At 52.8% G+C, this 23,205-nt stretch carries 20 protein-coding genes and 1 tRNA gene; 8 read left to right on the top strand and 13 right to left on the bottom strand.

Annotated features, from left to right (window positions below):
* The first annotated feature begins 5 nt into the window (after positions 1-5).
* The 5 genes from OE750_RS11230 to OE750_RS11250 all read left to right on the top strand — a co-directional run bounded on the left by OE750_RS11230 (position 6) and on the right by OE750_RS11250 (position 3,691).
* The gene (locus OE750_RS11230; protein ID WP_263764292.1) at positions 6-803 is read left to right on the top strand and encodes a peptidylprolyl isomerase; all 798 of its coding nucleotides are present in this window, start codon (positions 6-8) and stop codon (positions 801-803) included.
* Between the two features lie 25 nt (positions 804-828).
* Entirely contained in the window at positions 829-1,389 is a 561-nt protein-coding gene (locus OE750_RS11235) for a hemerythrin domain-containing protein (RefSeq protein WP_263764293.1), read from the top strand.
* On the top strand, positions 1,383-2,000 hold the full coding sequence (locus OE750_RS11240; RefSeq protein ID WP_263764294.1) for a carbonic anhydrase: 618 nt from the start codon (positions 1,383-1,385) through the stop codon (positions 1,998-2,000). The genes OE750_RS11235 and OE750_RS11240 overlap by 7 nt, the downstream gene beginning before the upstream one ends.
* A 145-nt stretch (positions 2,001-2,145) precedes the next feature.
* Positions 2,146-2,646 (top strand): DUF2478 domain-containing protein, encoded by a 501-nt coding sequence (locus OE750_RS11245; RefSeq protein ID WP_263764486.1) that lies wholly within the window; start codon positions 2,146-2,148, stop codon positions 2,644-2,646.
* A gap of 244 nt (positions 2,647-2,890) precedes the next feature.
* The gene (locus tag OE750_RS11250; protein ID WP_263764296.1) at positions 2,891-3,691 is read left to right on the top strand and encodes a CpsD/CapB family tyrosine-protein kinase; all 801 of its coding nucleotides are present in this window, start codon (positions 2,891-2,893) and stop codon (positions 3,689-3,691) included.
* Between the two features lie 13 nt (positions 3,692-3,704).
* Here OE750_RS11250 and OE750_RS11255 read toward each other — a convergent pair whose 3' ends face one another.
* The 5 genes from OE750_RS11255 to OE750_RS11275 form a co-directional block, all read right to left on the bottom strand.
* Positions 3,705-4,967: a hypothetical protein gene (locus OE750_RS11255; protein ID WP_263764298.1), complete on the bottom strand. Its 1,263-nt coding sequence runs from the start codon at positions 4,965-4,967 to the stop codon at positions 3,705-3,707.
* A gap of 66 nt (positions 4,968-5,033) precedes the next feature.
* Complete coding sequence (locus tag OE750_RS11260) at positions 5,034-5,732, bottom strand: sugar transferase (RefSeq protein WP_263764299.1); 699 nt, start codon at positions 5,730-5,732, stop codon at positions 5,034-5,036.
* Between the two features lie 809 nt (positions 5,733-6,541).
* Positions 6,542-8,359, bottom strand: a complete 1,818-nt coding sequence (locus OE750_RS11265) for a histidine kinase N-terminal 7TM domain-containing protein (RefSeq protein WP_263764300.1) — start codon at positions 8,357-8,359, stop codon at positions 6,542-6,544.
* A gap of 436 nt (positions 8,360-8,795) precedes the next feature.
* Positions 8,796-8,870: transfer RNA gene (locus OE750_RS11270), tRNA-Gln, on the bottom strand.
* A gap of 83 nt (positions 8,871-8,953) precedes the next feature.
* Entirely contained in the window at positions 8,954-9,451 is a 498-nt protein-coding gene (locus OE750_RS11275; protein WP_263764302.1) for an SH3 domain-containing protein, read from the bottom strand.
* A 105-nt stretch (positions 9,452-9,556) separates the two neighbouring features.
* Here OE750_RS11275 and OE750_RS11280 point away from each other — a divergent pair, with 105 nt between their 5' ends.
* From OE750_RS11280 to OE750_RS11290, 3 genes are all read left to right on the top strand, one after another.
* Positions 9,557-10,543: a 2-hydroxyacid dehydrogenase gene (locus OE750_RS11280; RefSeq protein ID WP_263764304.1), complete on the top strand. Its 987-nt coding sequence runs from the start codon at positions 9,557-9,559 to the stop codon at positions 10,541-10,543.
* 83 nt (positions 10,544-10,626) lie between these two features.
* Positions 10,627-12,417, top strand: a complete 1,791-nt coding sequence (gene ggt, locus OE750_RS11285) for a gamma-glutamyltransferase (RefSeq protein WP_412176225.1) — start codon at positions 10,627-10,629, stop codon at positions 12,415-12,417.
* Positions 12,418-12,601: 184 nt separating this feature from the next.
* The gene (locus tag OE750_RS11290; RefSeq protein ID WP_263764307.1) at positions 12,602-15,109 is read left to right on the top strand and encodes a GcvT family protein; all 2,508 of its coding nucleotides are present in this window, start codon (positions 12,602-12,604) and stop codon (positions 15,107-15,109) included.
* A 91-nt stretch (positions 15,110-15,200) separates the two neighbouring features.
* Here the strand turns inward: OE750_RS11290 and OE750_RS11295 are convergent, their stop codons facing one another.
* The 8 genes from OE750_RS11295 to OE750_RS11330 form a co-directional block, all read right to left on the bottom strand.
* A complete protein-coding gene (locus tag OE750_RS11295) occupies positions 15,201-15,944 on the bottom strand; it encodes a glycoside hydrolase family 25 protein (RefSeq protein WP_263764309.1) in 744 nt (247 codons plus the stop codon).
* Positions 15,945-16,040: 96 nt separating this feature from the next.
* Complete coding sequence (locus OE750_RS11300; RefSeq protein WP_263764310.1) at positions 16,041-16,376, bottom strand: carboxymuconolactone decarboxylase family protein; 336 nt, start codon at positions 16,374-16,376, stop codon at positions 16,041-16,043.
* Positions 16,377-16,442: 66 nt separating this feature from the next.
* A complete protein-coding gene (locus tag OE750_RS11305; RefSeq protein ID WP_263764311.1) occupies positions 16,443-17,102 on the bottom strand; it encodes a class I SAM-dependent methyltransferase in 660 nt (219 codons plus the stop codon).
* Positions 17,099-18,178, bottom strand: coding sequence for an NAD(P)/FAD-dependent oxidoreductase (locus OE750_RS11310; protein WP_263764313.1), 1,080 nt, complete (start codon positions 18,176-18,178; stop codon positions 17,099-17,101). The genes OE750_RS11305 and OE750_RS11310 overlap by 4 nt, the downstream gene beginning before the upstream one ends.
* A 97-nt stretch (positions 18,179-18,275) precedes the next feature.
* Entirely contained in the window at positions 18,276-19,349 is a 1,074-nt protein-coding gene (locus tag OE750_RS11315) for a BMP family ABC transporter substrate-binding protein (protein WP_263764314.1), read from the bottom strand.
* A gap of 45 nt (positions 19,350-19,394) precedes the next feature.
* Complete coding sequence (locus OE750_RS11320) at positions 19,395-20,315, bottom strand: ABC transporter permease (protein WP_263764315.1); 921 nt, start codon at positions 20,313-20,315, stop codon at positions 19,395-19,397.
* A complete protein-coding gene (locus tag OE750_RS11325; RefSeq protein ID WP_263764316.1) occupies positions 20,315-21,397 on the bottom strand; it encodes an ABC transporter permease in 1,083 nt (360 codons plus the stop codon). Before OE750_RS11325 ends, OE750_RS11320 begins: the two co-directional genes overlap by 1 nt.
* Positions 21,384-22,907: an ABC transporter ATP-binding protein gene (locus tag OE750_RS11330; RefSeq protein ID WP_263764317.1), complete on the bottom strand. Its 1,524-nt coding sequence runs from the start codon at positions 22,905-22,907 to the stop codon at positions 21,384-21,386. The genes OE750_RS11325 and OE750_RS11330 overlap by 14 nt, the downstream gene beginning before the upstream one ends.
* Positions 22,908-23,205 lie beyond the last annotated feature (298 nt).

Genomic DNA, 23,205 nt, shown 5'->3' on the forward strand with positions numbered 1-23,205 from the left:
AGACGATGAACGCAGCACTTTTTCCTGAGCTTGTGGTCAATGGCGAGCTTGTCCCCCACGCCTTGGTCGCGGCAGAAACGCAAAACCAACCAGCGCCAAAGGGCAAGCCCGGGATTGCATGGCGCAAGGCTGCCAATGCAGTTGCAATCCGCACATTGCTTTTACAGGAGGCGCATGTGCAGGGCGTAAACACCGAGCCGCAAGAGCTTGCGCCCGGGCGCTTTGAAACAGAAGAGGAGGCTCTGATCAGGGGCCTTCTCGACGTAGCCGTAGAAGTCACGCCACCAACCGAGGTTGAAGTTGAGGCAGAATGGAAGCGTGATCCGTCGCGGTTTCGTGCGCCGCCGCTTTGGGAGGTTTCCCATATCCTCTGTGCATGTGATCCACGTGATGAACCTGCGCGTGAGGTTGCTTTGCAGCGCGCCAAGTCGGTTGCCGAGCAGGCCTTGGGCGGTGCGAGCAGTTTCTCCGCCCTTGCCGCACGCGAAAGTGACTGTGGCTCGAAATCATCGGGTGGCACTCTGGGGCAGCTTGGCCCGGGCGATACTGTGCCCGAATTTGAAGCCGTGCTGCGGCGTCTTGGCGAGGGCGAAACTACAGCCGACCCCGTGCTGACACGTCATGGTTATCATATTATCCGGATGGATGCTGTGGCCGAGGGCCAGATCCTTCCGTTTGCTGCCGTCAAAAACAAAATCATGGCCGCGATGGAAAAGCGCGCTTGGGCGGAGGCCGCACACCGCTTCACCACGTCTTTGGTTGCGAAAGCTGAAATCGAAGGAGCCGATCTGTCAGAAATTTGAGGAGTTAGAGCGAAAGGAATCCGCAATGAGCGCGAAATCAGATCAAAGATTGATGAACGCGGGGGCAATGATCTCGACACTCGATATTTCGGCCAATCCGCTGGATTTCATTGCCGAAGATCATATGCGAGAGAGGGAAATTTGCGCTTTGATCGACCAACTCACCGAGGCGCACACGCCTGATGATTATGCGCGGGTTTCAGTTCTTGCTTTTCTTTCGCACATCTTGCCACAGCATCTGGCGGACGAGGAAATTGATCTGTTCCCGATGATGCGCGCGCGCAGCGAGCCGGAAGACGAGATCGAAAAAGTAGTGGAAAAGCTGCAAGCCGATCATCGCCATTCCGCGATAGACACACCGAAAATCATGAGTCTACTGAAGGATGCAGACCATGTGCATGATGCAGACGAAAGGCAAATGCTTGCCGCATATGCCCTACGCGCCCGTCATCACCTCATCTTTGAGAACGCGATTGTTTTGCCGCTGGCAAGAGTGCGTCTTACTGTAAGCGACTTAGCTGAGATGAAGCGAAATATGCTGACGCGCCGCGGGCTTGATCGGCTTTTGGAGAACCCCTCATGCTAAATGATCTTCTCGCGCGCAATGTTGTCTGGTCAGAGCAAAAAAATGCCGAAGAGCCCGGTTATTTTGCACGGCTTGCCACGCATCAGTCCCCTGAATTTTTTTGGATAGGCTGCTCTGACAGCCGTGTGCCTGCAAATGTGGTGGCGGGGCTTGATCCGGGCGAAGTGTTTGTCCATCGCAACGTTGCGAACATCATTCATTCGACAGATATGAACATGCTGTCATCTCTTGAGTTTGCTGTTGAAACGCTGGGAGTTCGAGAGGTTATCGTGTGTGGTCACTATGGCTGCGGTGGCGTCAAGGCAGCGATGGAAGACTTGCCGCATGGGCTTTCCGATCACTGGCTTGAGCCAATCAGACGGCTGGCACGCAGTTATGCTGTTGATCTGTCACAAGAGACGGACCCAGAGGCGCGCCGCGACCGTCTGTGTGAGCTTAATGTTATTGAGGGAGTGCGCTGCGTCGCCGAAACGCCAATTGTGCAGAATGCATGGAAGCGGAAACGGGAGTTGCGTATTCACGGTCTAATCTACGGGCTAAAAGACGGACGCCTGCGTAACCTGGATTGCACTGTTGGGCCGGGTCATTTCCTTTCAGGGGTGGCGCTATGACATCTGCGTTAAGGCGAGGGGGACGAGTTTTGGCACCAAGGGATTTCTGCATCTTCGCTGATGCGGAGATTTTAACATTTGGTGCTTTGGCGAAAGTTCTACCAAACGGAAAAAGGTCGTACCACTTATGCAGATAGCTTACACGATGGCGCCAAGTAGGGGCGGAACAGACTTGTTGCTTTTCCGGGTTGCTGAAGCGCTTTCAGCCCAAGACTACAAAACCTGCGGCACTGTCCAGATCAACACCGAGCGCGCCGTTGGCAAGTGTGACATGGATGTTCAAGTTTTACCGAATGGCCCGGTCTTACCTATTTCGCAGAATCTCGGACGGGCATCCAAAGGGTGTAGGCTGGACTCGGCAGCTTTGGAAGCAGCGGTTGGTATTGTTAGCTCACAGATCACGTCCGATGTGGATATTTTGATCATCAACAAATTTGGGAAACATGAAGCTGAAGGCCGTGGCTTCCGATCAGTTATCGCAAGTGCAATCGAGCTTGGAATGCCGGTTCTGGTTGGTGTGAATACGCTCAACCTTGAGGCCTTTTTAGAGTTTGTTGGCACGGAGGTTACGTATTTGCAGCCAACGGTTGGTTCTGTTCTGTGCTGGAGTGAACGCGCCATAAACGCAAAATCATTTGCAGCCTGAATTTTGATCTTGCGGTAGAGTCACACGAGATGCTCCAAAGGTAACCGTGCCTTAAATGTAGCAGAATAATTTGTAAGCACGATACTGTTTTCCCTAAGTCGATTTCCATTTTCTACGGCTCTCATAGACGCTCCATATCTGGACGCTGGAAAAAAGTTGTTTTTGTGAGGCGAAAGCCCTTAGAGTAGGGCTATGAACTTATTTCAAAAGAGTCCCCGCGTTCAGAATTTGAAGGTGTAATAGAGTGACCTCCAAAACAGACTTGGTATTTATTGATTCTTTGGAGGGTTCCAAATCTGCTGATGTAAGCGGAAGGGCCGATCCAAAACCCGAGAACGCTTTGTTTTCTTGGGATGATTTGCCTGTCTTGGCCGTGGAGCCCAAGGCGCTGTTGAAGAAACGAGTTGTGGCGCACGACACAAGCCGACTTGAATCGGAAGTGTTCTCGGTGTTGCGTACGAAAGTTCTGCTGGAAATGCGCAAGCACGGTTGGAAAAGAATTGCCATCACATCGCCCTCACGCGGTTGTGGAAAATCTTTTGTTTCTGCGAACCTTGCGATCAGCCTGTCAAGCCATCCCGATCTTCGGACTGTGTTGCTGGATTTGGATTTACGAAGGCCATCGCTGAATAACTATTTCGGCATCGAGACTCAGAACTCGATTTCTGATGCTCTGACGGGGAAAGTTGCTGTTGGTGACGCTCTCAGCCGAATAGGCCCCCGGTTGGCCATTGGGGTGGGGGTGAACTCTCTAGAAAATACGGGTGTGATCCTGAGCAGTGCGGCTACGGGGGATGTGCTCGCTCAGATTGAAGCAAGTTACAGCCCTGATCTGATTATATTTGACACGCCGCCTATGAACTATCTTGATGACATGCTTGCGCTGTTTTCCCATACAGATGCTGTCATATTGCTTTTAGGGGGCGGGCTTAGCACCCAAGAAGAGACTGAAACAGCGAAAGATCTGATCGAGCAGCATTCAAACTTGCTGGGGATCATTCTCAATAAATCGCACGAGCAAGCGATCTCAAAGTATCAGTATTGATATTGGAGCGTTCTTAAAACAGCAGGAAAGCGGCATAAGCAATCATCAAGACGAGGGAAACCAGAGAAGCCTTTGTCAAAAGAGAAGTAAAGTCTTCGGCTGCTGTTGAAACATAACTTATCGAAACGAGCGGGGTGATGCCCAGAGCTTTCTCGAGCTGTGCAGTGGTCCGTACCGTCGGGTTTCGCACTTCAAGAAGAAAAACATATAGCCCCGCCAAGCCGACGGTAAGCGACAGCCCCAATAATAAGGCCTTGTCGCGCCCCTCAACGGCGTTAACACGAGGGTTGTCGGAAAGCCCGTCAATGGACAGAGATGCGAGCCACTCGGTCTGTGCTACCTCGACGTCAAGATCAGCTTTTGCCACACGTTCGAAAGCTGTTGCAGCTTGGGTTGCAAGCATTTCGCCTTCTCTGGTTAGTGCGTTAAGGTGTTTTTCATTTTCCGGAATACCGCGTAGCTGGGTGTAAAGTTCGCTGCGCCAGTTTGTCAGCAGGTCACGCTCGGCCGCAATAGCGTTGAGTTTTTTGGACTTCTGTTCACGGACGCTTTGCGCATCTCCGAGCGTATTTTCTATGTTGACCCGCTGTCTGTCGAGAGCCGCTATATCTGTATCAAGGTCAGAAATCCTTACCCTCAGGCCCGCTATGGCTGATGGTAGCTCCATTGCATGTTCAACTTTATATGCACTGATCTGGCTTTCAATATCGGCCAGTTTCTGGCTGATATCCTCCGATTCAATATGGTAGAATCGTTGCCTGACTTGCGCTTTATCAAGCCGTATTTTGCGATCAAACGATAAGAAGGCTGTCGCAATACGATTTGCGACCTGAACAGAAAGGTCAGGGTTTTCTAGGGTTGCCGAGATCACGAAAGCAACCGGAACAGATTGTGGTTGCCATGCTTCTCTCGCACCACCAACAGGCTGGATAGTCAGTTGCTTGCGGAGGAGTTCTGCGTCAAGCGGGCTGCCGTTGTGTAGTAAGGGCAGCTGTTTTTGCTCTCGCAATTCAGAAATGATTTGTTCCAGAAATACCCTGGAGAAAACCCTCTGTTGTACAATCTGATGGTGCCGAAGATCTCCATTTTGTCCTGCTTCACTGGACGAACCCGACGGCGCAATTTCAGAGTCTACCGAAATTTGGACATAGGCCGTGTATTCCTCAGCCATTCTTGAAACATACACCGTAGTTGCAAGCGCCCCGACCACCAGAATCATTGCAACCTGAGGTAGGCGTTCACGCAAGGCTAGCGTGAAATCAACAAAACCGTTCATCAGATGTCCCCCAAATTGTAATTTCACAAGCGAAGCTATTCGCCCGCATCAACCTAAAAACTCTGATCAACACCCCCGAGCGTTGAAAACCACTCTTACTGTTTGCCACAGCAGCTTGAAGTCGTGGCGAAGAGATATGTTTTTAAAGTATGAGTTGTCGTAAAATGCCCGCTCGGAAAAGTTGGCCTCGTTCCGAACAGAAACTTGCCATTCTCCGGTGATACCCGGGCGCATCAAAAAATATTCCTTAGCATGTGCCAAAGACCGCTGCTCTTCCATCATTGGTCTGGGTCCGACAAGCGACATGTGCCCAGCAAGCACATTGAAGAGCTGAGGCAGCTCATCAATTGATGTCCGGCGGATGAAGTTGCCAATCCTTGTTGTGCGTGGATCGCTTCGTAATTTTTGAGTGGTGTCCCACTCTATCTTTTGGTCTGGATGCGAAGCCAAATGGACGTGCAATAGATTTTCAGCGTTGACGCACATGCTGCGCAATTTTGCCATGCGAAATACACGCCCCCCTTTGCCGACCCGCCGCTGGAAGTACAAAGGTGAACTTCCATCCAGAGCAATCATGATCGCAAAAGGGAGCATGATGAAAAGAGCTGGCAAAAGTATGAGCAACGTTAAAACTATATCAATTAGTCGCTTGAAGAACTTCGCGTAAAGCCCCGAGAAGCACTTCTCCCAAAAAGATTTCTGGCACTTCACAAACAGCGCTCCAGAGACGACATAGTCTTCTCCGCGTTTGTCTGAATAAATCATTATCTTTTCCCCAAAAAAGTTCACAATTCTTCAAAAGCAGTGTTCGGCGAACACGGCTATATTTCCAACTTCTCTTGTCTCAATATCTCGCGCCAAAAATCGGAGCGAATTATGCAGTCCTAAAAAATAGCTTTATTTTCGCTATGGCTGCGTTGGCTCTATGAGCGGTCATTTTTGAAAAATCGTTACCGACAACACGTGCAACAATAAAATTGTGCACTCTCAAACTTAACAATTAACAAACCATTAACTTTTTCAAAGGTAACATGAGTGCTGTTGGATATCAACAAAAGCTAGCTTTCGTGTTTCCGAAAGTCTCTCATTGGCGTCACATTTCCTATTACGATAGTAAAAGCCCCTGTCTGTTTTCAAATTACAGTTGCCCGCTCAAAAATGGCTTAAATTATTGTTTTTATGTATAATAAAGTGAGCCTTGTTTCGTGAGTTTGCGCTGTTGTTTTAATATTGCATCTGGCTCTGATGCTAACAGGCGCCACTTAAGCAGCGGTTGAGACAGCCTCGGTTTCAGTTTGATTTGCGTTAGCTTGCAGCCTTCTTGGGGCGCTTGTGTCGGGAATAGATAATGCTACTGATTCGAAGCCACCGTCGGCGCTTTGGTGTCTTGTAAATTGAAAAACGGAAGTTCGCCCAAAAGAGCGGTATTCCGCTTTGTTACAATCACCGGACTGTTGGGCAAACAAGCCCCCATGTTTCTTTTTCTATCCTGAAAATACCAGTCCAAGCCAGATTTAGTCGAGGTGCTCTATGGTCACGTAGTCATAGTTAACTTTCTGGCGGAAAAGCTCAGACTAGATGTTGAGTGCAGGGTGCACGGGAATTTCCTGTGGTGAAATCGGTATGTCGATGCGAAACGTGGTGCCCAAACCAAGGCGGCTTTCGTATGAAATAGAGCCGCCCATTCGCTCGATCAGAAGTTTGGCTATGTGCATCCCAAGGCCAGACCCTCCCGACGCCTGCGAGGACGAATGCTTCACTTGATTGAACCTACCGAAAACCTGATCCTCTTCGTTTTTTGGGATACCGATTCCGTGATCTTTAATTGACAGTCTAAGTTTTGTTTCAATCAATTGCGTTGAACATTCAACGCGCCCACCCTCTGGGGAAAACTTGACTGCGTTCGAGATCACATTCCCGACAACCTGCTTCAAACGATTAGGATCAGCTCGCAGTTGCCGATCTACGCCTCCTGTGGTGATGGCCAGCCGAACCTTTTTTTCTTTCGCATAAGCTTCGTATTCTTCGACAATATCACGCAGAAACTTGTCCGCGTCCAAATCCTGCTGTTCAAGAATTATGGCGCTAAGATCGAGTTTTTGAAGGTCAAGAACATCGTCAATAAGCTTCAATAGTCTGAGGCTATTTCTATGGGCGACAGTTAGTAAATTTTTTACGGGCTCACTTACCTCACCTGCGGCCCCGTGGAGCACCAAGTCCAGCCCACCCTTTACGGATGTCATGGGGGTACGCAATTCGTGACTAATCATAGCAAGAAACCGGGACTTCGCCTGGTTGGCTTCTTCGGCATCGACCACGGCCTCGCGCAAAGCTTCAGCTGCGCGCTCCCTTTCCGTAATATCGATCAGCGATACTGACCAGCCAAGCAGGTTTGCTTTGGTTTGGATCGGGCTTTCGATTGGAAGTGATCGAGGGTCGAAAACACGCTCTCCGAGTCTGATCGGTTCTGCGCAACTGCTCTCACCGGTTTCTCTGAAGAAATTCAGCACCGAGCCAATTTTTTCCAGATGATCAAGCGTTCCGCCTTTATTCGGCAATTGCTCACCGAATAAAGTTTTAGCCGCAGAGTTTGCTCCTGCAAAGCGTCCTGCGGTGTCTATGATGATTACCGGATTCTGCGTGGCGTAAAACAGAAGGCTTCGTCCCTGTGCTTCGGTATCCATCATCGTGTTGTTAAGAAGCAGCCAACTGAATGCTATGAGTGCAACGGCAAACATAAACGGCGTAGGGTCAAACCCGAACGCAGTGAAGCCCCATACAATATACGCGAAGTTTGCCGTCAATGGAGCTGCCGTGATGATAAATAATACCCCCAAGAAAGGCCGGATACTGCTCTTAGCTTTGAAAAAAGCATAGGCGAGCAAGCTCAAGGCGCTCATAATGAAGATGTATAGGCCTGCAGCGATTGTATAGAAGAGTGGCCCATGGTCAAAAACGACGTAAGATCTGGCGTTGGTCTCAATGAGCTGTGTATCGGTCCCATAAAGTAGATGTGTCTGACTGTTCGTAAGAGCTATGATGCCGACGATGCAGGGCAGTCCGAAATAAAGCAAATACCTGACCGGTTGGCGTTCCTGCTTTGTATTCATGGTGTAGTCGAAAACAAAGAACGCCCAAGCGATTGGTAGTAGTGTTATCCCGGGCCAAGCTGCTAAGGACCAACCAACCTTGCAGTATTCTCCTTGTGAGGCCAAATCGAACACTACAGTGAAGAGCCACCAGAGCATTGCGGAAAATGTTAAGACAAAGGCCGGTTTGCCAGCAAAGCGATTGTTTCTTACCACGCAAACCAAAACAAGGCCGCAAATCCCCCAGAGCGTAGCGACAGTGGCTGCTTCAAAGGTGAACACTAAACTCGCTATGCAGCTCATCATCTACTTAGGTAGCCCAATCTTGCAAGCCGGGTGGAGTAAAATAAAGATCAATCGTGAGATTGTTGGAGGTTGGCACTGAAGGCCATGCAATTCACACAAAATAAATGGCGTCCTTATGTGTTCAGAGCCAACGGGATAACCAGAAAGTATACTGAGTCTTTTTCGGGAACAAGGCGAAATGCCTAACTCAAAAGTATTGCTATAAAGGCTGATTGTAGGTTGATGACGCCCATGATCACATCCTCGGGCGCAAGTGAGCGGATGTCAAAACCTATGGGACGTTTGCAATCAGAAATGTCTTTCTGCCATTCGGTCACATGAAAAGGCACTTGTCTATTCTGAGAACAGCAGGGGCAGGAACTGGGGCATTTCCCAAGCAATTGACCAAGAAAGACGCTCCGTGTCATTCTTAATTGTATACTTTTAAGGTGATTGGCTGGGATGGTAGGATTCGAACCTACGATCTACTGTACCAAAAACAGTTGCCCTACCGCTAGGCCACATCCCAACTCTGAGCGCTAATTACGCGCAAGAGGCGATGCTTTCAAGCCTGATATTGAAATTTTTCTTATCGAGTGTTTTGGGATGTGGTCATTCGATTAACTCGTCAGGGGTTACGCCCCAAAGTGTCGCTTTGGGGGCCCACCCCTTGAACCCACCCGCGTTTAATCTACACCAGTCTTGCGTGCATTCGCTGAGACGGGCGATTACTCCGAGCTCCAAGCGTGCGGAAATTTGTGTTTCAGGATCGGGTCGAATGTGAAGCGCTTGCATATCTTCCTCAATGATGACGCTGCGCGCCCCCGAGAGCAAAGAGTAATGGACCCAACCCCCCACGCCGTCCCGATCACGGACACGGCGCCAATGACCGTACTCGGCAGTAACCTCGACGGGCATTCCTTTGCGCTTGAATACCCAGTCAATCTTGTGGCTTAGCGACGGTCCACGACGCACGTTGCATTCGTCGGATTTGATAGAAACAAAGCGTGGTATAGGCAGATTGGTTACGCTGCCCCGTTTTTGGTCGGCCAAAACTACGCCGGCGAAGAGGAAGACGGCCAATGAAATGGCGAAAAGGTGTTTGATCATTGCGCTGCTCGTGCTGCTTTTTTGCCGTTGGGTTCTTGTGCCTCGGCTATCTATCAGTCAATTTGCCAGTAATACGCGTAAAAGAAAAGCGATTGGAGCTTACACATGCCATCTGAACGCCTGAGTGTTGTTGTGACGCGACGCCTGCCCGAGCCTGTTGAGACACGGATGAAGGAGCTTTTTGATGTGCGTTTGCGCGATGACGATGCCCCCATGAGCCGCGAGGCGTTAGCTTCGGCCATGGCCGATGCGGATGTGCTCGTGCCTACTCTGACTGATGTTATTGATGCAAATCTGCTCGCGAGAGCGGGTGAACGGCTCAAATTGATCGCGAATTTCGGGGCTGGCTTTGACCATATCGATGTTTCAAGTGCTTTGCAGCGGGGTATCCTTGTATCCAATACGCCGGGCGTTTCAGCCGATGATACTGCGGATATGACAATGGCACTGATGATGGCGGTCACGCGGCGAATTCCCGAAGGTTTGCAAAATATCAAGGATGGCGGTTTTGCAGGCTTCTCACCCACCGCCCTCTTGGGGACACGCGTGAGCGGAAAGCGCTTGGGCATCCTTGGGATGGGTCGTGTCGGGCAAGCAGTCGCACGGCGTGCAAAGGCCTTTGGTATGCAAATTCACTATCACAACCGCCGGCGCCTGCGTGAAGAAATAGAATCAGCTTTTGATGCGACCTATTGGGAAAGTCTTGATCAGATGGTTGCGCGGATGGATGTAATATCAGTCAACTGCCCGCATACACCTTCGACATTTCACTTGATGAATGCCCGACGACTCAAACTTATGAAAGAGGGGGCTGTAATCATCAATACTTCGCGTGGCGAAGTGATTGACGAGCCAGCTCTGACACGGCTTTTGAAGGCGGGCAAAATTGCCGGGGCAGGGCTGGATGTGTTTGAACATGAAGGCGAGGCCAATCAGGAATTGCGAAACCTCAGCAATGCTGTCTTGCTGCCACATATGGCGAGCGCAACGGTTGAGGGCCGGCTTGAGATGGGCGAGAAAGTCATCATCAATATCAAAACCTTTGCCGACGGGCATCGACCGCCTGATCAGGTTGTGCCGTCAATGTTGTAACTAGACTAAGCGTGTCAGTTCGGGTGATTTCGATCCAGTAAGCCAAAGTTTCATCTGGCTTCGAAAGCAAAGGGAATGTCATGATGAAACTTGCTCGAAAACTCACTTTTGTAACAGCACTGCTGTTCTACGCTTCAGCGGCGCTTCCGCAGGAGGCATCCGACAGTGTGGCACCGGAGGGCGCAACAGAACTGGGCGGGTATGTTCTGAATGCTGATATTGAGGCTTCGCTGGCGGCTAAATCAGCTGGCAAGTCTGTGCAGGCGAAAAACTGGATGATCTCGGCTGCCAATCCCTATGCTGCAGAAGCCGGTGCTTCAATCTTGGCCAAAGGCGGCACGGCCGCAGATGCTATGGTGGCTGCACAGGCAGTTCTTGGGCTGGTTGAGCCGCAAAGCTCGGGCCTTGGCGGCGGCGCATTTCTACTCTGGTATGATGCGAAAACGGGGCAGGTAACAACGCTGGATGGCCGCGAAACTGCGCCATTGGCTGCGCAGCCCACGTTGTTTCAGGACGAAAATGGCGAACCTCAGAAGTTTTTTGATGCGGTCGTGGGGGGGCGTTCTGTCGGTGTTCCGGGTGCGCCTGCCTTGATGCAAGAAGCCCACAAGCGCTGGGGTAGCGCATCTTGGGCGGGCTTGTTCTCAAGGGCGATTACGTTGGCTGAAGAAGGGTTTGTAGTGTCGCCGAGGCTGGCAGATATGGTCCGTGGTGATGCCGACCGGCTTTCAATCGATGCTACGACCCGAGAGTATTTTTTGCCTCAAGGCCGCGCTATTGAGAAAGGGCAACTTCTGAAAAATACATCTTATGCGGAAAGTCTGCGAGCGCTGGCTGGCAATGGAGTAGCTCCGTTTTACACAGGGCGGATTGCCAAAGAGATTGTTGAAAAAGTGCGCAATGTGCCTAACGCACCTGGAGTTCTGAGCGAAGTTGACTTCAGCCTTTACAGCGTGCGTGCTCGTGATCCGGTGTGCGCAGCATATCGTGGATATGAGGTTTGCGGCATGGGTCCTCCCTCTTCGGGAGGGTTGAGTGTCGGGCAAATCCTAGGGATGTTGGATAACTATGATATGCTCTCCCCCGAGGACGTGACCGCATGGCGCATGTTTGGAGATGCGAGTCGCCTGAGTTTTGCCGATCGTGCTCGTTACATGGCTGATAGTGATTATGTCCCCGTGCCCACCGCAGGTTTGATTGCGCCGGATTACTTACGCGAACGAGCCAAGCTTTTGAACACAGGCAACGCTCTGGAAAATGTAGAGGCAGGCATGCCCGAATTTGACCACAGCCTAAACCTGAGTGACGATGAGGCAATCGAGTTGCCTTCGACGTCGCATATTTCAATAGTCGACAGCTATGGCAACGCCTTGTCCATGACGACCTCAATCGAAAACGCTTTTGGTTCACGGCTTATGGTGGGGGGGTTTTTACTCAACAATCAACTGACAGACTTTTCTTTTCGCTCGCATCGTGATGGTGTGCCGATAGCAAACCGAGTGGAGCCAGGTAAGCGGCCACGGTCTTCCATGGCTCCAACGATTGTTATGAAAAACGGTAAACCTGTTGTTGTTGTGGGTAGCCCGGGGGGGTCGCGGATCATTCCCTATGTTGCAAAGACCATTGTCGCACATCTTGATTGGGGACTCGATGCCCAAGCGGCTGTAAGCCTACCGCACTTGGCAAACCGCTTTGGTATATATGATGTAGAGGAAGGCACTTCGGCCGAAGCTTTTGTGGAGCCCTTAACAAAAATGGGCTTTGAGGTCAGCGTTAATGCGCTTAACTCGGGATTACATATGATTGTCGTCGGTGACGAGGGATTGACAGGGGGGGCTGATCCACGTCGCGAGGGCATTGCTCTCGGAGAGTGAAGGCGTGTCTGCCGCATCTTTGAGAAAAAACCGATCAAGTGAATGATATCAACTGCCATTTGATTGAAAGTTTTACCATTGCCTAACCGAGAGTCGTTTTTTGCCCTAACGAGTCGGGAGTCTGCCGTGCCTGTCACGGGCTTTGCGTCATATCATGTGCAACGCCAAGCCAAGGAGTCGGCTCATGAAAACCCAAGTTAAAGCTCTTGTTGTCGGGGGCGGTGCCGTTGGCACGTCCATTGCGTATCATCTTGCAAAGGCTGGGTGGGACGATGTGATGCTCATTGAGCGTGACGAACTCACCTCTGGCTCTACGTGGCACGCCGCCGGCCTTCTGCCGCTTTTCAACATGTCTTATGCGACCACACATATTCACCAATACTCCGTCGAGTTCTACAAACAGCTTGAGGCCGAAACAGGGCTCAACGCGGGCTTTGCCGTGGTTGGCAACCTGCGCATGGCGCAGACGCAGGAGCGCATGGACGAATACATGCTCTACGCCTCGACTGCCGAAACCTGTGGTGTGTCATATGAATGGCTGACGCCTGACCAGATAAAGGAACGCTGGCCGCTTATCCGCACGGACGACCTCAAGGGCGCGATTTATCATAACACCGACGGCTATATTAACCCCGCCGATGTGACGCAGGCCATGGCCAAGGGCGCGCGCCAGCGGGGTGTGATGATCGAGCGCAAATGGCAGGCCGATGCCTTTCACTGGAACGGCACACATTGGGAGGTGACCCTCTCCAAGATGGTGGAAAAAGGCGGCAACCTCGTCCCGTCCGAAGATCAGATTGTTGTGACAGCCGAGCATGTTGTCACAGCGTCGGGCAACCACGCGCAGCGCACCGCCAAGATGCTCGGGATAAAGATGCCCGCCATACCTGTTGAGCACCAGTTTATCGTGATGGACCAAGACCCTGCCTTGGTGAAGTTCCGCGCCGAGGGTGGTGTTGAGCACCCGGTTATCCGCGATGCGGATGCGCAATCCTATGTGCGCGAAGAACGCGGTGGCTGGATTCTCGGGGTCTATGAGAAAAACGCGCCCGCCGTCTTTGAACATGGTGTGCCGGACAGCTTCCGCGCCGACCTCTTCCCGCTCGCCCTCGAGCGTATCGAAGAGCAGTACTTGGCGATGATTCACCGTATCCCCTCTTGTGAGGAAAGCGGCTTGAAAGACGATTTCAACGGCCCGATCTGCTACACACCTGATGGCAACCCGCTGGTTGGCCCCGCACCAGGGCTGCGCAATATGTGGCTGGCTGAGGGCTTCAGCTTTGGTATCACAGCAGCAGGCGGCACAGGTTACTACCTCGCCCAGATGATGGTCGATGGCGAAGCTGAGATCGACATGGCCAGCCTTGACCCCAAACGCTATTCCTCAAACTGGATGACAACCGAGTTTGCTGCGCGCAAAAATGAAGAATGCTATGATCACGTTTATATCCTGCATCACCCTGACGAAGAACGCCCGGCTTGCCGCCCGCTGCGTACAGCACCAGCCTATGATCGCCAGAAAGCGCGCGGCGCACAGTTTGGATTTGTAAACGGTTGGGAGCGGCCGAACTATTACGGCCCGCTCGATGCGCCAGACAGTTTCGATCACGACGCCCGCTCTTTCCGACGCGGCGGCTGGTGGCAGCATGCTGTAGATGAGGCCAAGGCGATCCGCGAAGGCGTTGGCTTGATTGATGCGACTGCCTTTAGCAAGCATGTTGTCAAAGGCCCGGGCGCAACCCAGTTCCTTGATTGGTTCACCTGCAACAAGCTGCCAAAAATCGGTCGCATCAACCTGACCTATGCGCTCACGGCTCACGGCACAACGCGCACGGAATATACCATCGTGCGCAACGGCGAGAACGACTACTACCTCGTTTCTGCCGGCGCTTGGACAGAGTATGACGCTGATTTCCTGCGCAAGGCAGCGGCTAGTAAAATGGACGAATTCGGATATATCGAAATTCAGGATGTCACAACCCAATGGGGTGTCTTCGCCATTGCAGGCCCCAAATCCCGTGATGTTCTGAAATCGGTGATCAATGATGCGGATCCCGAAACAGCGCTTACAAACAAGCGCTTTCCATGGCTTTCGGCCAAGCAAATTGAGCTTGGCATGTGCCCCGTGAATGCGATTCGCGTGGCTTATACGGGCGAGCTCGGATGGGAACTGCACCACCCAATCGAAATGCAAAACTACCTGTTTGATCTGCTCGAAAAGGCTGGCACGTCGCACGGTATGAAACTGGTCGGCGCGCGTGCGCAAAACTGGTTGCGTCAAGAGAAGAGCTACCGCGCTTTCGGCAACGAACTTGGTCGCGATGCAACGCCAGCAGAAGCTGACTTGCCGCGCTTTATCGACCTTGAAAAAGAGTTTCATGGCAAAGACGAAATGGTTGCTAAAGGCGTTCGTTCTAAATGCTGCACGCTGCTTATTGATGGGCCGGATGACGCAGACCCGTGGGGCCGCGAAGTGCTTTACACAGTGGATGGCATGCGCGTGGGTCGCCTAACTTCGGGCGGTTACTCCGTTGCCTTCTCAAAATCGATTGGTATGGGCTACGTTACACCAGAATTGGCTGTAGAAGGCACAAAGCTTAAAGTTAAAATCCAAGACAAGCTCTGGGATGCGGTTGTGACTTGCGATAGCCCTTACGACCCCAAAAACGAGACAATCCGCAAAGACGGATGAGGCGCCTTTCGGGTGCTTCGCACCCGACCCGCTGGGGGCTCTGCCCCCAGACCCCCGGGATATTTGGGGCAAGAAAAAGCGGTTGCGGTTTCTATTTGGAGCGCTGCTTCATCCAGCGTTTCCATGCATTACGATTGCCATTGAAGACGTTGATATCGACGCCGCCTTCTATCCCGTCGACAATGCCTGTGCTGGTGTATTGCCAGAATTGCCAGTTTTGATCCGGGTAGGACTCAGCGGGAGTTCTTGCTGTTGAGCGCAGCCAGAACTCCTCTCCTTTGAGGCGACCCAGGCCGTTTTCTTTAAAGAAGACGGGTGTTGTGTAGATGATCGGGCGTTTGCCGTAGTGCTTTTCTATTATCCCCATAAAAACCTTCATGTCGCGACGCACCTGAGCAGCGGGCGGGCGCAGTTTGCATGTTGGGGAAAATGGGTTCCATTCCATATCGAGGACAGGAGGCAGGGCGCCGCGCACTTTGGGGACATTCCGTATAAACCAACGCGCCTGTACGCGCGCAGGCGTGCAAAAATAGTAGAAGTGGTATGCCCCGACAGGAACGCCCGCTTGTTGGGCGCCATACCAATGAGCTTGGAACATCGGGTCAAGCAAATCTCCACCTTCGGTGGCTTTGATAAAGGCGAAGTTGATGCCTGCTTTCCTAGCTTTAGGCCAATCGATCATTGTTTGAAATCGGGCCGCATCAATCCCGTGAATGGGATACTGATGCGGCGCGGGCGTATTGAACACCACCGGATCACTGTCTCTAAACCTAGGCCCTGCGATAGTTGAATTTGCAAAAATGCAAGTCACTATTATCGTAATAAACCAGCGCATGAAAAACCCGAGCAAATCGAAACAGATGCTCAGGTTGGGTTTTTAGAGCCATTGTGTCAACGAATGTCTGCAACTGTTGCAGCTTTTCGCCTGAAGTCAGTCAGAAAGTTCGTCAAAACACTCAAGCGCTTTGGCAGCATACATCATGGCAGGGCCACCTCCCATCTGAATGGTCATAGATAGCACATCGGATATTTCGTCGCGGGTTGCCCCTGATTTGATAAGCGCTTCAATATGGAGCGCGATACAGGCTTCGCATTGCTTGGCCACAGCGATGCCCAGAGCGACAAACTCTTTTGTCTTGAAATCAAGCGTGCCGCCTTCTTTCACGGCCTTGCCCAAAGCACCGAAGGCGCGGGTCGTGTCGGGGATGGTTTTGTTCAATCCACGAAGTTGGTCGCGGGTATTGTCGAGTTTTTCTTGCCAGCTCACATTCTGATCCTTCTATGTGTTTGGCGAACAATGATCATGCGCGCGGCACGTTTTCTTTGACCCAGATCAGAAAACTCGCTTCGCCACGAAGGATATGTTGTTTGAGGGCATCTCGATCACCTGAACAAGATCCATTCCTGCTGTGTGTATCCAATCGATAACATCCCAGTCGTCTTTGTAGCCAATGTCTGGGTCGGCTGCACGCAGTTTGGTGTTAAATTCAGCGTCGCCTTCCGAAGTGGTTTCTCCGTCACGCAGGAAGGGGCCATAAATATGGAGGATGCCTTGAAGCGCGAGAGCTTGCCCTGCCTCTCGAATGAGCGTGCGGGCCTCCTTTTCGCTGATCAGGTGCAGAAGGTTTGTCAGGGTGATCAAACTTTGGCCTGTGTATCTGGCGGACCAGCCTTCTTGCGTGGCATTTAGCGCGACCGAGGGCAAAATGTTTGGCGTGCTCGAGTTGCTGGCCCAAGCGTTGATGCTGGCAAGGCGCGCTGCGTCAATATCAGTCGGTTGCCAGACGAGATTCGGGAGGCGTTCCGCGAGAACGGCCACATGCTGCCCTGTGCCGCTTGCGATTTCCAGCGCGCTTCCTTGCTCGGGTGCATGATGGGCCAGAACATCGGCAATGGGCTCGATGTTACGCGCAGCTGAGGGTGCAAAGAGGCGGCCACCGCCATGGTCTTCTGCAAAACTCGCAGCGGAAGGGAGATTGCGGGGAGTACTCATGAGGCAAACCGTTGAGGGCTCAGCGCGGCCCGTGCACTATCGTCAAGCTCGGAAGCGCGGCCCAGGATCAGATCGGCGGCCAGCAGGCTAGCTGCGGGGGCCGTCTGAAAGCCATAGCCACCTTGCCCTGCGTGCCAGAAAAAATCAGGCGCTTCGGTGTGAAACCCTATTGTGAGAGCGCGATCCGGGGAGAAGGTGCGCAGGCCCGCCCAGTTGGCCTCAATTCTTGTGACAGGCTCAGAGACCAGTTCTTCATAGCGCGCCAGCCCTTCCGCGAGCACCATGTCATCGGCCCAGGCGTCCATGGGGGGCATCGGATGTTCCTCGGCTGGAGAGACAATGAGAGAGCCGGCATCAGGCTTGGCATACCAGCTTTCACCAACTCCGAAGAACATGGGCCAGTCAGAAACATCGTGCCCCCCCGGGGCAGGGATACGAGCCATTGAACGGCGCAGTGGGGTAAATCCGATGGTTGAAACACCTGCAAGCGTGGCCACTTCATCGACCCAAGCGCCAGCGGCATTCACGATGAGTTTGGATTCATAGGGGCCGTCAGGTGTCTGGACGGCCCAGCCCGCTTCTGTGCGACTTATGGCGGTGACTGGTGCTTTTACACGCACTTCGCCGCCATGTGCCCGTAGCTCCCGAGCGAAATCTTGCACCATGCGATCAGTGTCAATGTCCCACGCGGCCGAGTGATAGGACGCATGGGTAACCTGCTCCCGGTCAAGAATCGGGACCATGTTTAACGCGTCATCCAAGCCAATTTGCTCAAGGCCAAGTGTGGCTGTATCGGCCAGAAATCTGTCGTGTTCTGCGGCGCGCCCGACAATCATCAGACCGCGCGGGCTGAGATATCCCCCGTTGGCTTCATGGAAATAGGTTTCACCGGCTTTGTTCAGGACAACTGTTGAGGGCAAGCCATAGTTGGCCTCAAATAGCGCAGCCGAACGGCCCGAGGCGTGATAGGCAAGCGCACTCTCAGCCTCCAAGACTGTAACTTTGGCATGTGGTGCGAGTCGCGCCGCCACAGATATTCCGGCAATTCCGCCGCCGATTACGATGATGTCACGCATAGTGCCTCCTGACGTATTTCTGCATTCTTGGCATAGTCGCGCTAACAAAAAAAGCCCCGCCAAAAGGCGAGGCTTTCTGTCGTTAGTTGTTGTAGGCTCACTGTGGAATGTCGCCTTCGATGCCTTCAACGAAGAAGTTCATACCAGCCAGTGTGCCATCATCTGCCACTTCACCCTCAGCGAGCCATGCGGAGCCGTCTTGCTTGTTGATCGGGCCAGTGAAGGCGTGATATTCACCTGAGGCCAACGCGTCTTTCAAGGCAAGCGCTTCTGCTTTTACGTCAGCGGGAACGCGGTCGGTGATTTCACCGATACCAACCATGCCGGCACCAATGCCGTCCCATGTGCTCTTGGTTTCCCATGTGCCGTCCATAACGGCTTTCACACGAGCGATATAGTAAGGCGCCCAGTCATCAATGATGGAGGAAACCCGTGGGCCATCAGCAAACTCGGCCATATCAGACGCTTGGCCAAAGCCGATGATGTTGCCAGCGGCAGCCGCGGCAGCAAGCGGTGCTGTTGAGTCTGTGTGCTGCAAGATCACATCCGCGCCTTGTTCAATCAGAACCTTGGCCGCATCGGCTTCTTTGGCCGGATCAAACCATGTGTAAGCCCAAACGATTTTGAACTGCACATCTGGGTTTGCCTTACGGGCGTGGATGAAGGCAGAGTTCATGCCGCGGATAACTTCGGGGATAGGGAAGGAACCGATGTAACCGATGACATTGCTTTCGGTCATCTTGCCTGCAATGTGCCCCTGGATGGCGCGACCTTCATAAAAACGCGCAGAGTAAACCGAAACGTTCTCTGCCGTTTTGTAGCCTGTTGCGTGTTCGAATTTCACGTCAGGGAATTTCTTTGCAACGTTGATGGTCGGGTCCATGTAGCCGAAAGATGTTGTGAAAATCAGATCAGCACCCTGGAGGGCCATCTGTGTCATCACGCGCTCGGCGTCAGCACCTTCCGGCACGCTTTCAACGAAAGTTGTTTCTACCTTGTCGCCGAATTCTGCTTCAACCGCGAGTCGGGCTTTGTTGTGCTCATATGTCCAGCCGCCGTCACCGACGGGACCAACGTAAACAAAGCCGACTTTGGTTTTGTCTTGAGCAAAGGCCGAGGTGGCCAGCCCGAGTGCCACGGCAGCTGTGGCGAGAAGTTTGGTGAATTTCATAATCTGAAGTCTCCCTGATGCAGATTCTTTGCTTAACTTAGAGCATTAACTTGAGGCGTGGAAGATGCGACCCAGTGAGGCAGGGGCGCGTGATTTATCTGCTGACATGATGACCAGCACGACGATAGTGATGATGTAAGGCGACATTGACAAGAACTCGACCGGGATCGCGACACCGGCTGCCTGCAAATTAAGCTGCAAAACCGTCACGCCGCCGAAAAGCCATGCACCGAGCAAAACGCGCCAAGGCTTCCAGCTAGCAAAAACGACAAGCGCCAAGGCGATCCAACCAGCCCCTGCTGTCATGCCTTCTGTCCATTGTGGCACACGAATAAGGCTGATGTAAGCGCCGCCAAGCCCGGCACAGGCCCCACCGAACATGATGGCAAGCACTCGGATACGCACAACTTTATAGCCAAGCGCGTGGGCGGCGTCATGGTTCTCGCCGACAGCGCGCAGGATAAGGCCAATGCGAGAATATTTGAGAGCCGCCCAGACAAGAGCAACAAGGGCGATGCCGAGATAGACGATGATATCGTGATTGAAAAGCACGGTCCCTATGAAAGGCAAGTCCGACAGGAATGGAATGTCGAGCTTAGGTGTCGAGGGCGGTTTGAGGCCTACATAATCTTGCCCCAAAAGCGATGAGAGACCGAGGCCAAAGAGCGTGAGCGCGAGCCCCGACGCCACCTGATTGGCGAGGGCGTACTGTGTGAGCAGCGCAAAGAGAAACGCAAGTGTTGCGCCGCCGATAGCCGCAAAGACAAAGCCAAAGACAGGTGAGCCAGTGACAATCGTTGCCATGAAGCCACAGATCGCACCGGTGATCATCATGCCTTCAACACCAAGGTTCAGCACGCCTGCGCGCTCGACGACCAATTCACCGATGCCGGCGAGCAAAATAGGTGTTGCTGCAACAAGAAGCGAAGCAAGTAAGAGAGCGGGGTTGATTGCCGAAAGGTCCATTACACAGTCTCCTTGCGCACGCGCTTGATACGGTAATTTGTCAGAAGATCGACAGCCAAGAGGAAGAACAAAAGCATCCCCTGAAACAGCTGGATAGCGGCTGCGGGTAGGCCAAGATTGGCCTGAGCTATTTCGCCGCCAATGTAAGTGAGTGCCATGAGCAGTCCTGCAAAGAGAATGCCAATGGGGTGCAGACGCCCTAGAAAGGCAACAATAATCGCTGTGAATCCGTAGCCTGTGTTGAAGTCGATGCTGATTTGCCCTGCGGGCCCCGACACTTCAAAGAGCCCTGCAAGCCCTGCTAGTGCGCCCGACATACCAAGGCAAAAGAGTATGAGGCGCGTTGGATTGACCGAGGAGAACTTGGCTGCGCGTGGCGCTTCGCCTGTGAGGCGGATGGAAAAGCCAAGCATGTGACGGTTGAGCAGGATATAGGCAAAGATCACTGCTATGAAGGCCGTGATAACCCCCCAGTGCATGCCCGAGCCTGTGATGATTTCGTCGTTAAAGGCGCTGGAATAATCCTTAAGGTTCCGTGACCCGGGGAAACCGTGGCCCTCAGGATTCTTTAACAACCCAAGCGACATTGAGGCAAGCAATTGCTCGGCAACATAGACCAGCATGAGCGAAACAAGGATTTCGTTGGTCTGGAACTTCACCTTTAAAAGCGCAGGGATCATGGCCCAAGCCCAGCCACCAAGGGCGCCAGCGATAATCATCAGCGGGAAGATGAACCAGGCTTCCATCGGGTAGAATGCAAGCCCAACGCCTGCACCACAGATCGCCCCGATGATGTATTGCCCTTCTGCGCCAATGTTCCAGATGCCTGCGCGAAAGCCGAGAGAGAGGCCAATCGCAATCAGAATCAGCGGACCTCCTTTGACCAGAAGTTGTGGGCGGTAATAGAAAGCAAACTCGCCAAAGAGCGGGTCCCAAAAAATGGTGCGAATGGCCTCAAACGGGTTTTTACCGAGCAACATAAACAGCAGACCGCCTGCTATCATCGTAATGATGATCGCAAAGATGGGGGTGAGGTAGGCAAAAGTCTGTGACGGCTGCGGGCGCTTCTCAAGCTTTAGCATGAGCCACCTCCATTCCATGTGCGCCGCCCATCATTAGGCCGATCTCGTCAATCGTGAGGCCTTGGGTCGGGCGGGTTTCTGTGAGGCGGCCTTCGTTGAGGGCGGCAAAATTATCGGCTACTTCCATGAGCTCGTCGAGATCTTGGCTGATGACAATAACGGCTGTGCCATTGGCTGCCAGATCAAGGATCGCTTGGCGGATCGAGGCGGCAGCGGAGGCATCAACGCCCCAAGTTGGTTGGTTCACGACCAGCACGTCAGGGTCTTGCAGGACTTCACGGCCGATCACGAATTTCTGCAGATTGCCGCCCGAAAGCGAGCGCGCGGCGTTGTCGGGGCCAGGTGTGCGGACATCAAATTTTTCGATGATTTCCTCAGCAAAACTGCGGGTTTTGGCCCATTTTAGGAAGCCTCGGTTCGACAGCCCTTTGCGCACGTTGCCCGTGAGCAGTGCGTTTTCTGTCAAGCTCATGTTGGGTGCGGCGGCGTGGCCGAGGCGTTCTTCCGGCGCTGTGAGCAATCCGCGTGAACGCCGCGCATTGGGGGCAAGCTGGCCGATTGCTTCGCCCTTGAGCTTCACGGCATTTTGTTCTGTGCGTATCTCGCCGGAAAGGGCGAGCAAAAGCTCGTCTTGTCCGTTGCCTGCGACGCCGCCGATGCCGAGCACTTCGCCTGCTCGCAAACGCAGGTGGATGTTACGAAGTGCCGTGCCGAAAGCGCTGGGTGAGGGCATGGAAAGCCCTGAGATATCAAGGACTACGTCGCCAAGCTCGGCTCCCGCGCTATTGGGCGTTTGCAGCTCGGTGCCGACCATCAGTTCGGCCATGTCGCGGGCGCTGGTTTCTGCTGGCACACAGGTTCCGACATTTTTGCCAAGCCGCAGGATTGTGGCTGCGTCACAGAGGGCGCGGATTTCTTCGAGCTTGTGGGAAATGTAGAGGATCGCCACGCCCTCGGCGGTGAGCTTGCGCAGAGTCTCAAAAAGGATTTCGACTTCTTGAGGTGTGAGAACCGAGGTTGGCTCATCCATGATCAGAAGCTTGGGATCCTGTAGCAAACAGCGAATGATTTCAACGCGTTGGCGCTCGCCTGCGGAGAGGTCTCCAACTGTGCGGTAGGGGTCGAGGGGGAGGCCGTAATCTTCTGAAACTGTGCGGATTTTCTCGGCGAGATCGCGCAGGGCGGGGGGGTGTTCCATCCCGAGGGCGATATTTTCGGCCACGTTGAGTGCATCAAAAAGCGAGAAGTGCTGAAACACCATCGCTACACCCGAGGCCCGCGCGGCGCGCGGTTCGGGTGGCGCAAAGGGGGCGCCGTTCATCATCATTGTGCCGCTGTCAGGCTTCACGAGGCCGTAAATCATCTTCACAAGCGTCGACTTGCCAGCGCCATTTTCTCCAAGCAAAGCATGCACTTCGCCGGTTTTTATTTCAAATGAAACGTCGGAATTGGCCACGACGCCGGGGTAGGCTTTGGTCAAGCCGTCGATCTTTAGCAATGTCCCTGTCACGCAAATTTCCTTTCCGGGTAACCCCATCGGATGCGCTTTGTTTTATTGCCACTCATCAAATGCTGAAAGCCCCAAGCTTGCAAGATTCGAATGAAAGCGGGTTCAGTAAACACTTTCAACGATATGGAGAAAATCTAAAGGTTAATTCGTTAATTCCTTCAAAATAAACGGGGGTGATATGCGTGCACAACCCGTGCACCATGCGTGCACCGCCTGTTTGTTAACTTTTTGTCGCCAATTTGCTTAACGGAGCGTGCGCTCTGCCAATTTCATGGGCATTTGAAAAACGCTCGGTTGC

The sequence above is a fragment of the Lentibacter sp. XHP0401 genome, assembly GCF_025751535.1.
Lineage (GTDB): Bacteria > Pseudomonadota > Alphaproteobacteria > Rhodobacterales > Rhodobacteraceae > Lentibacter.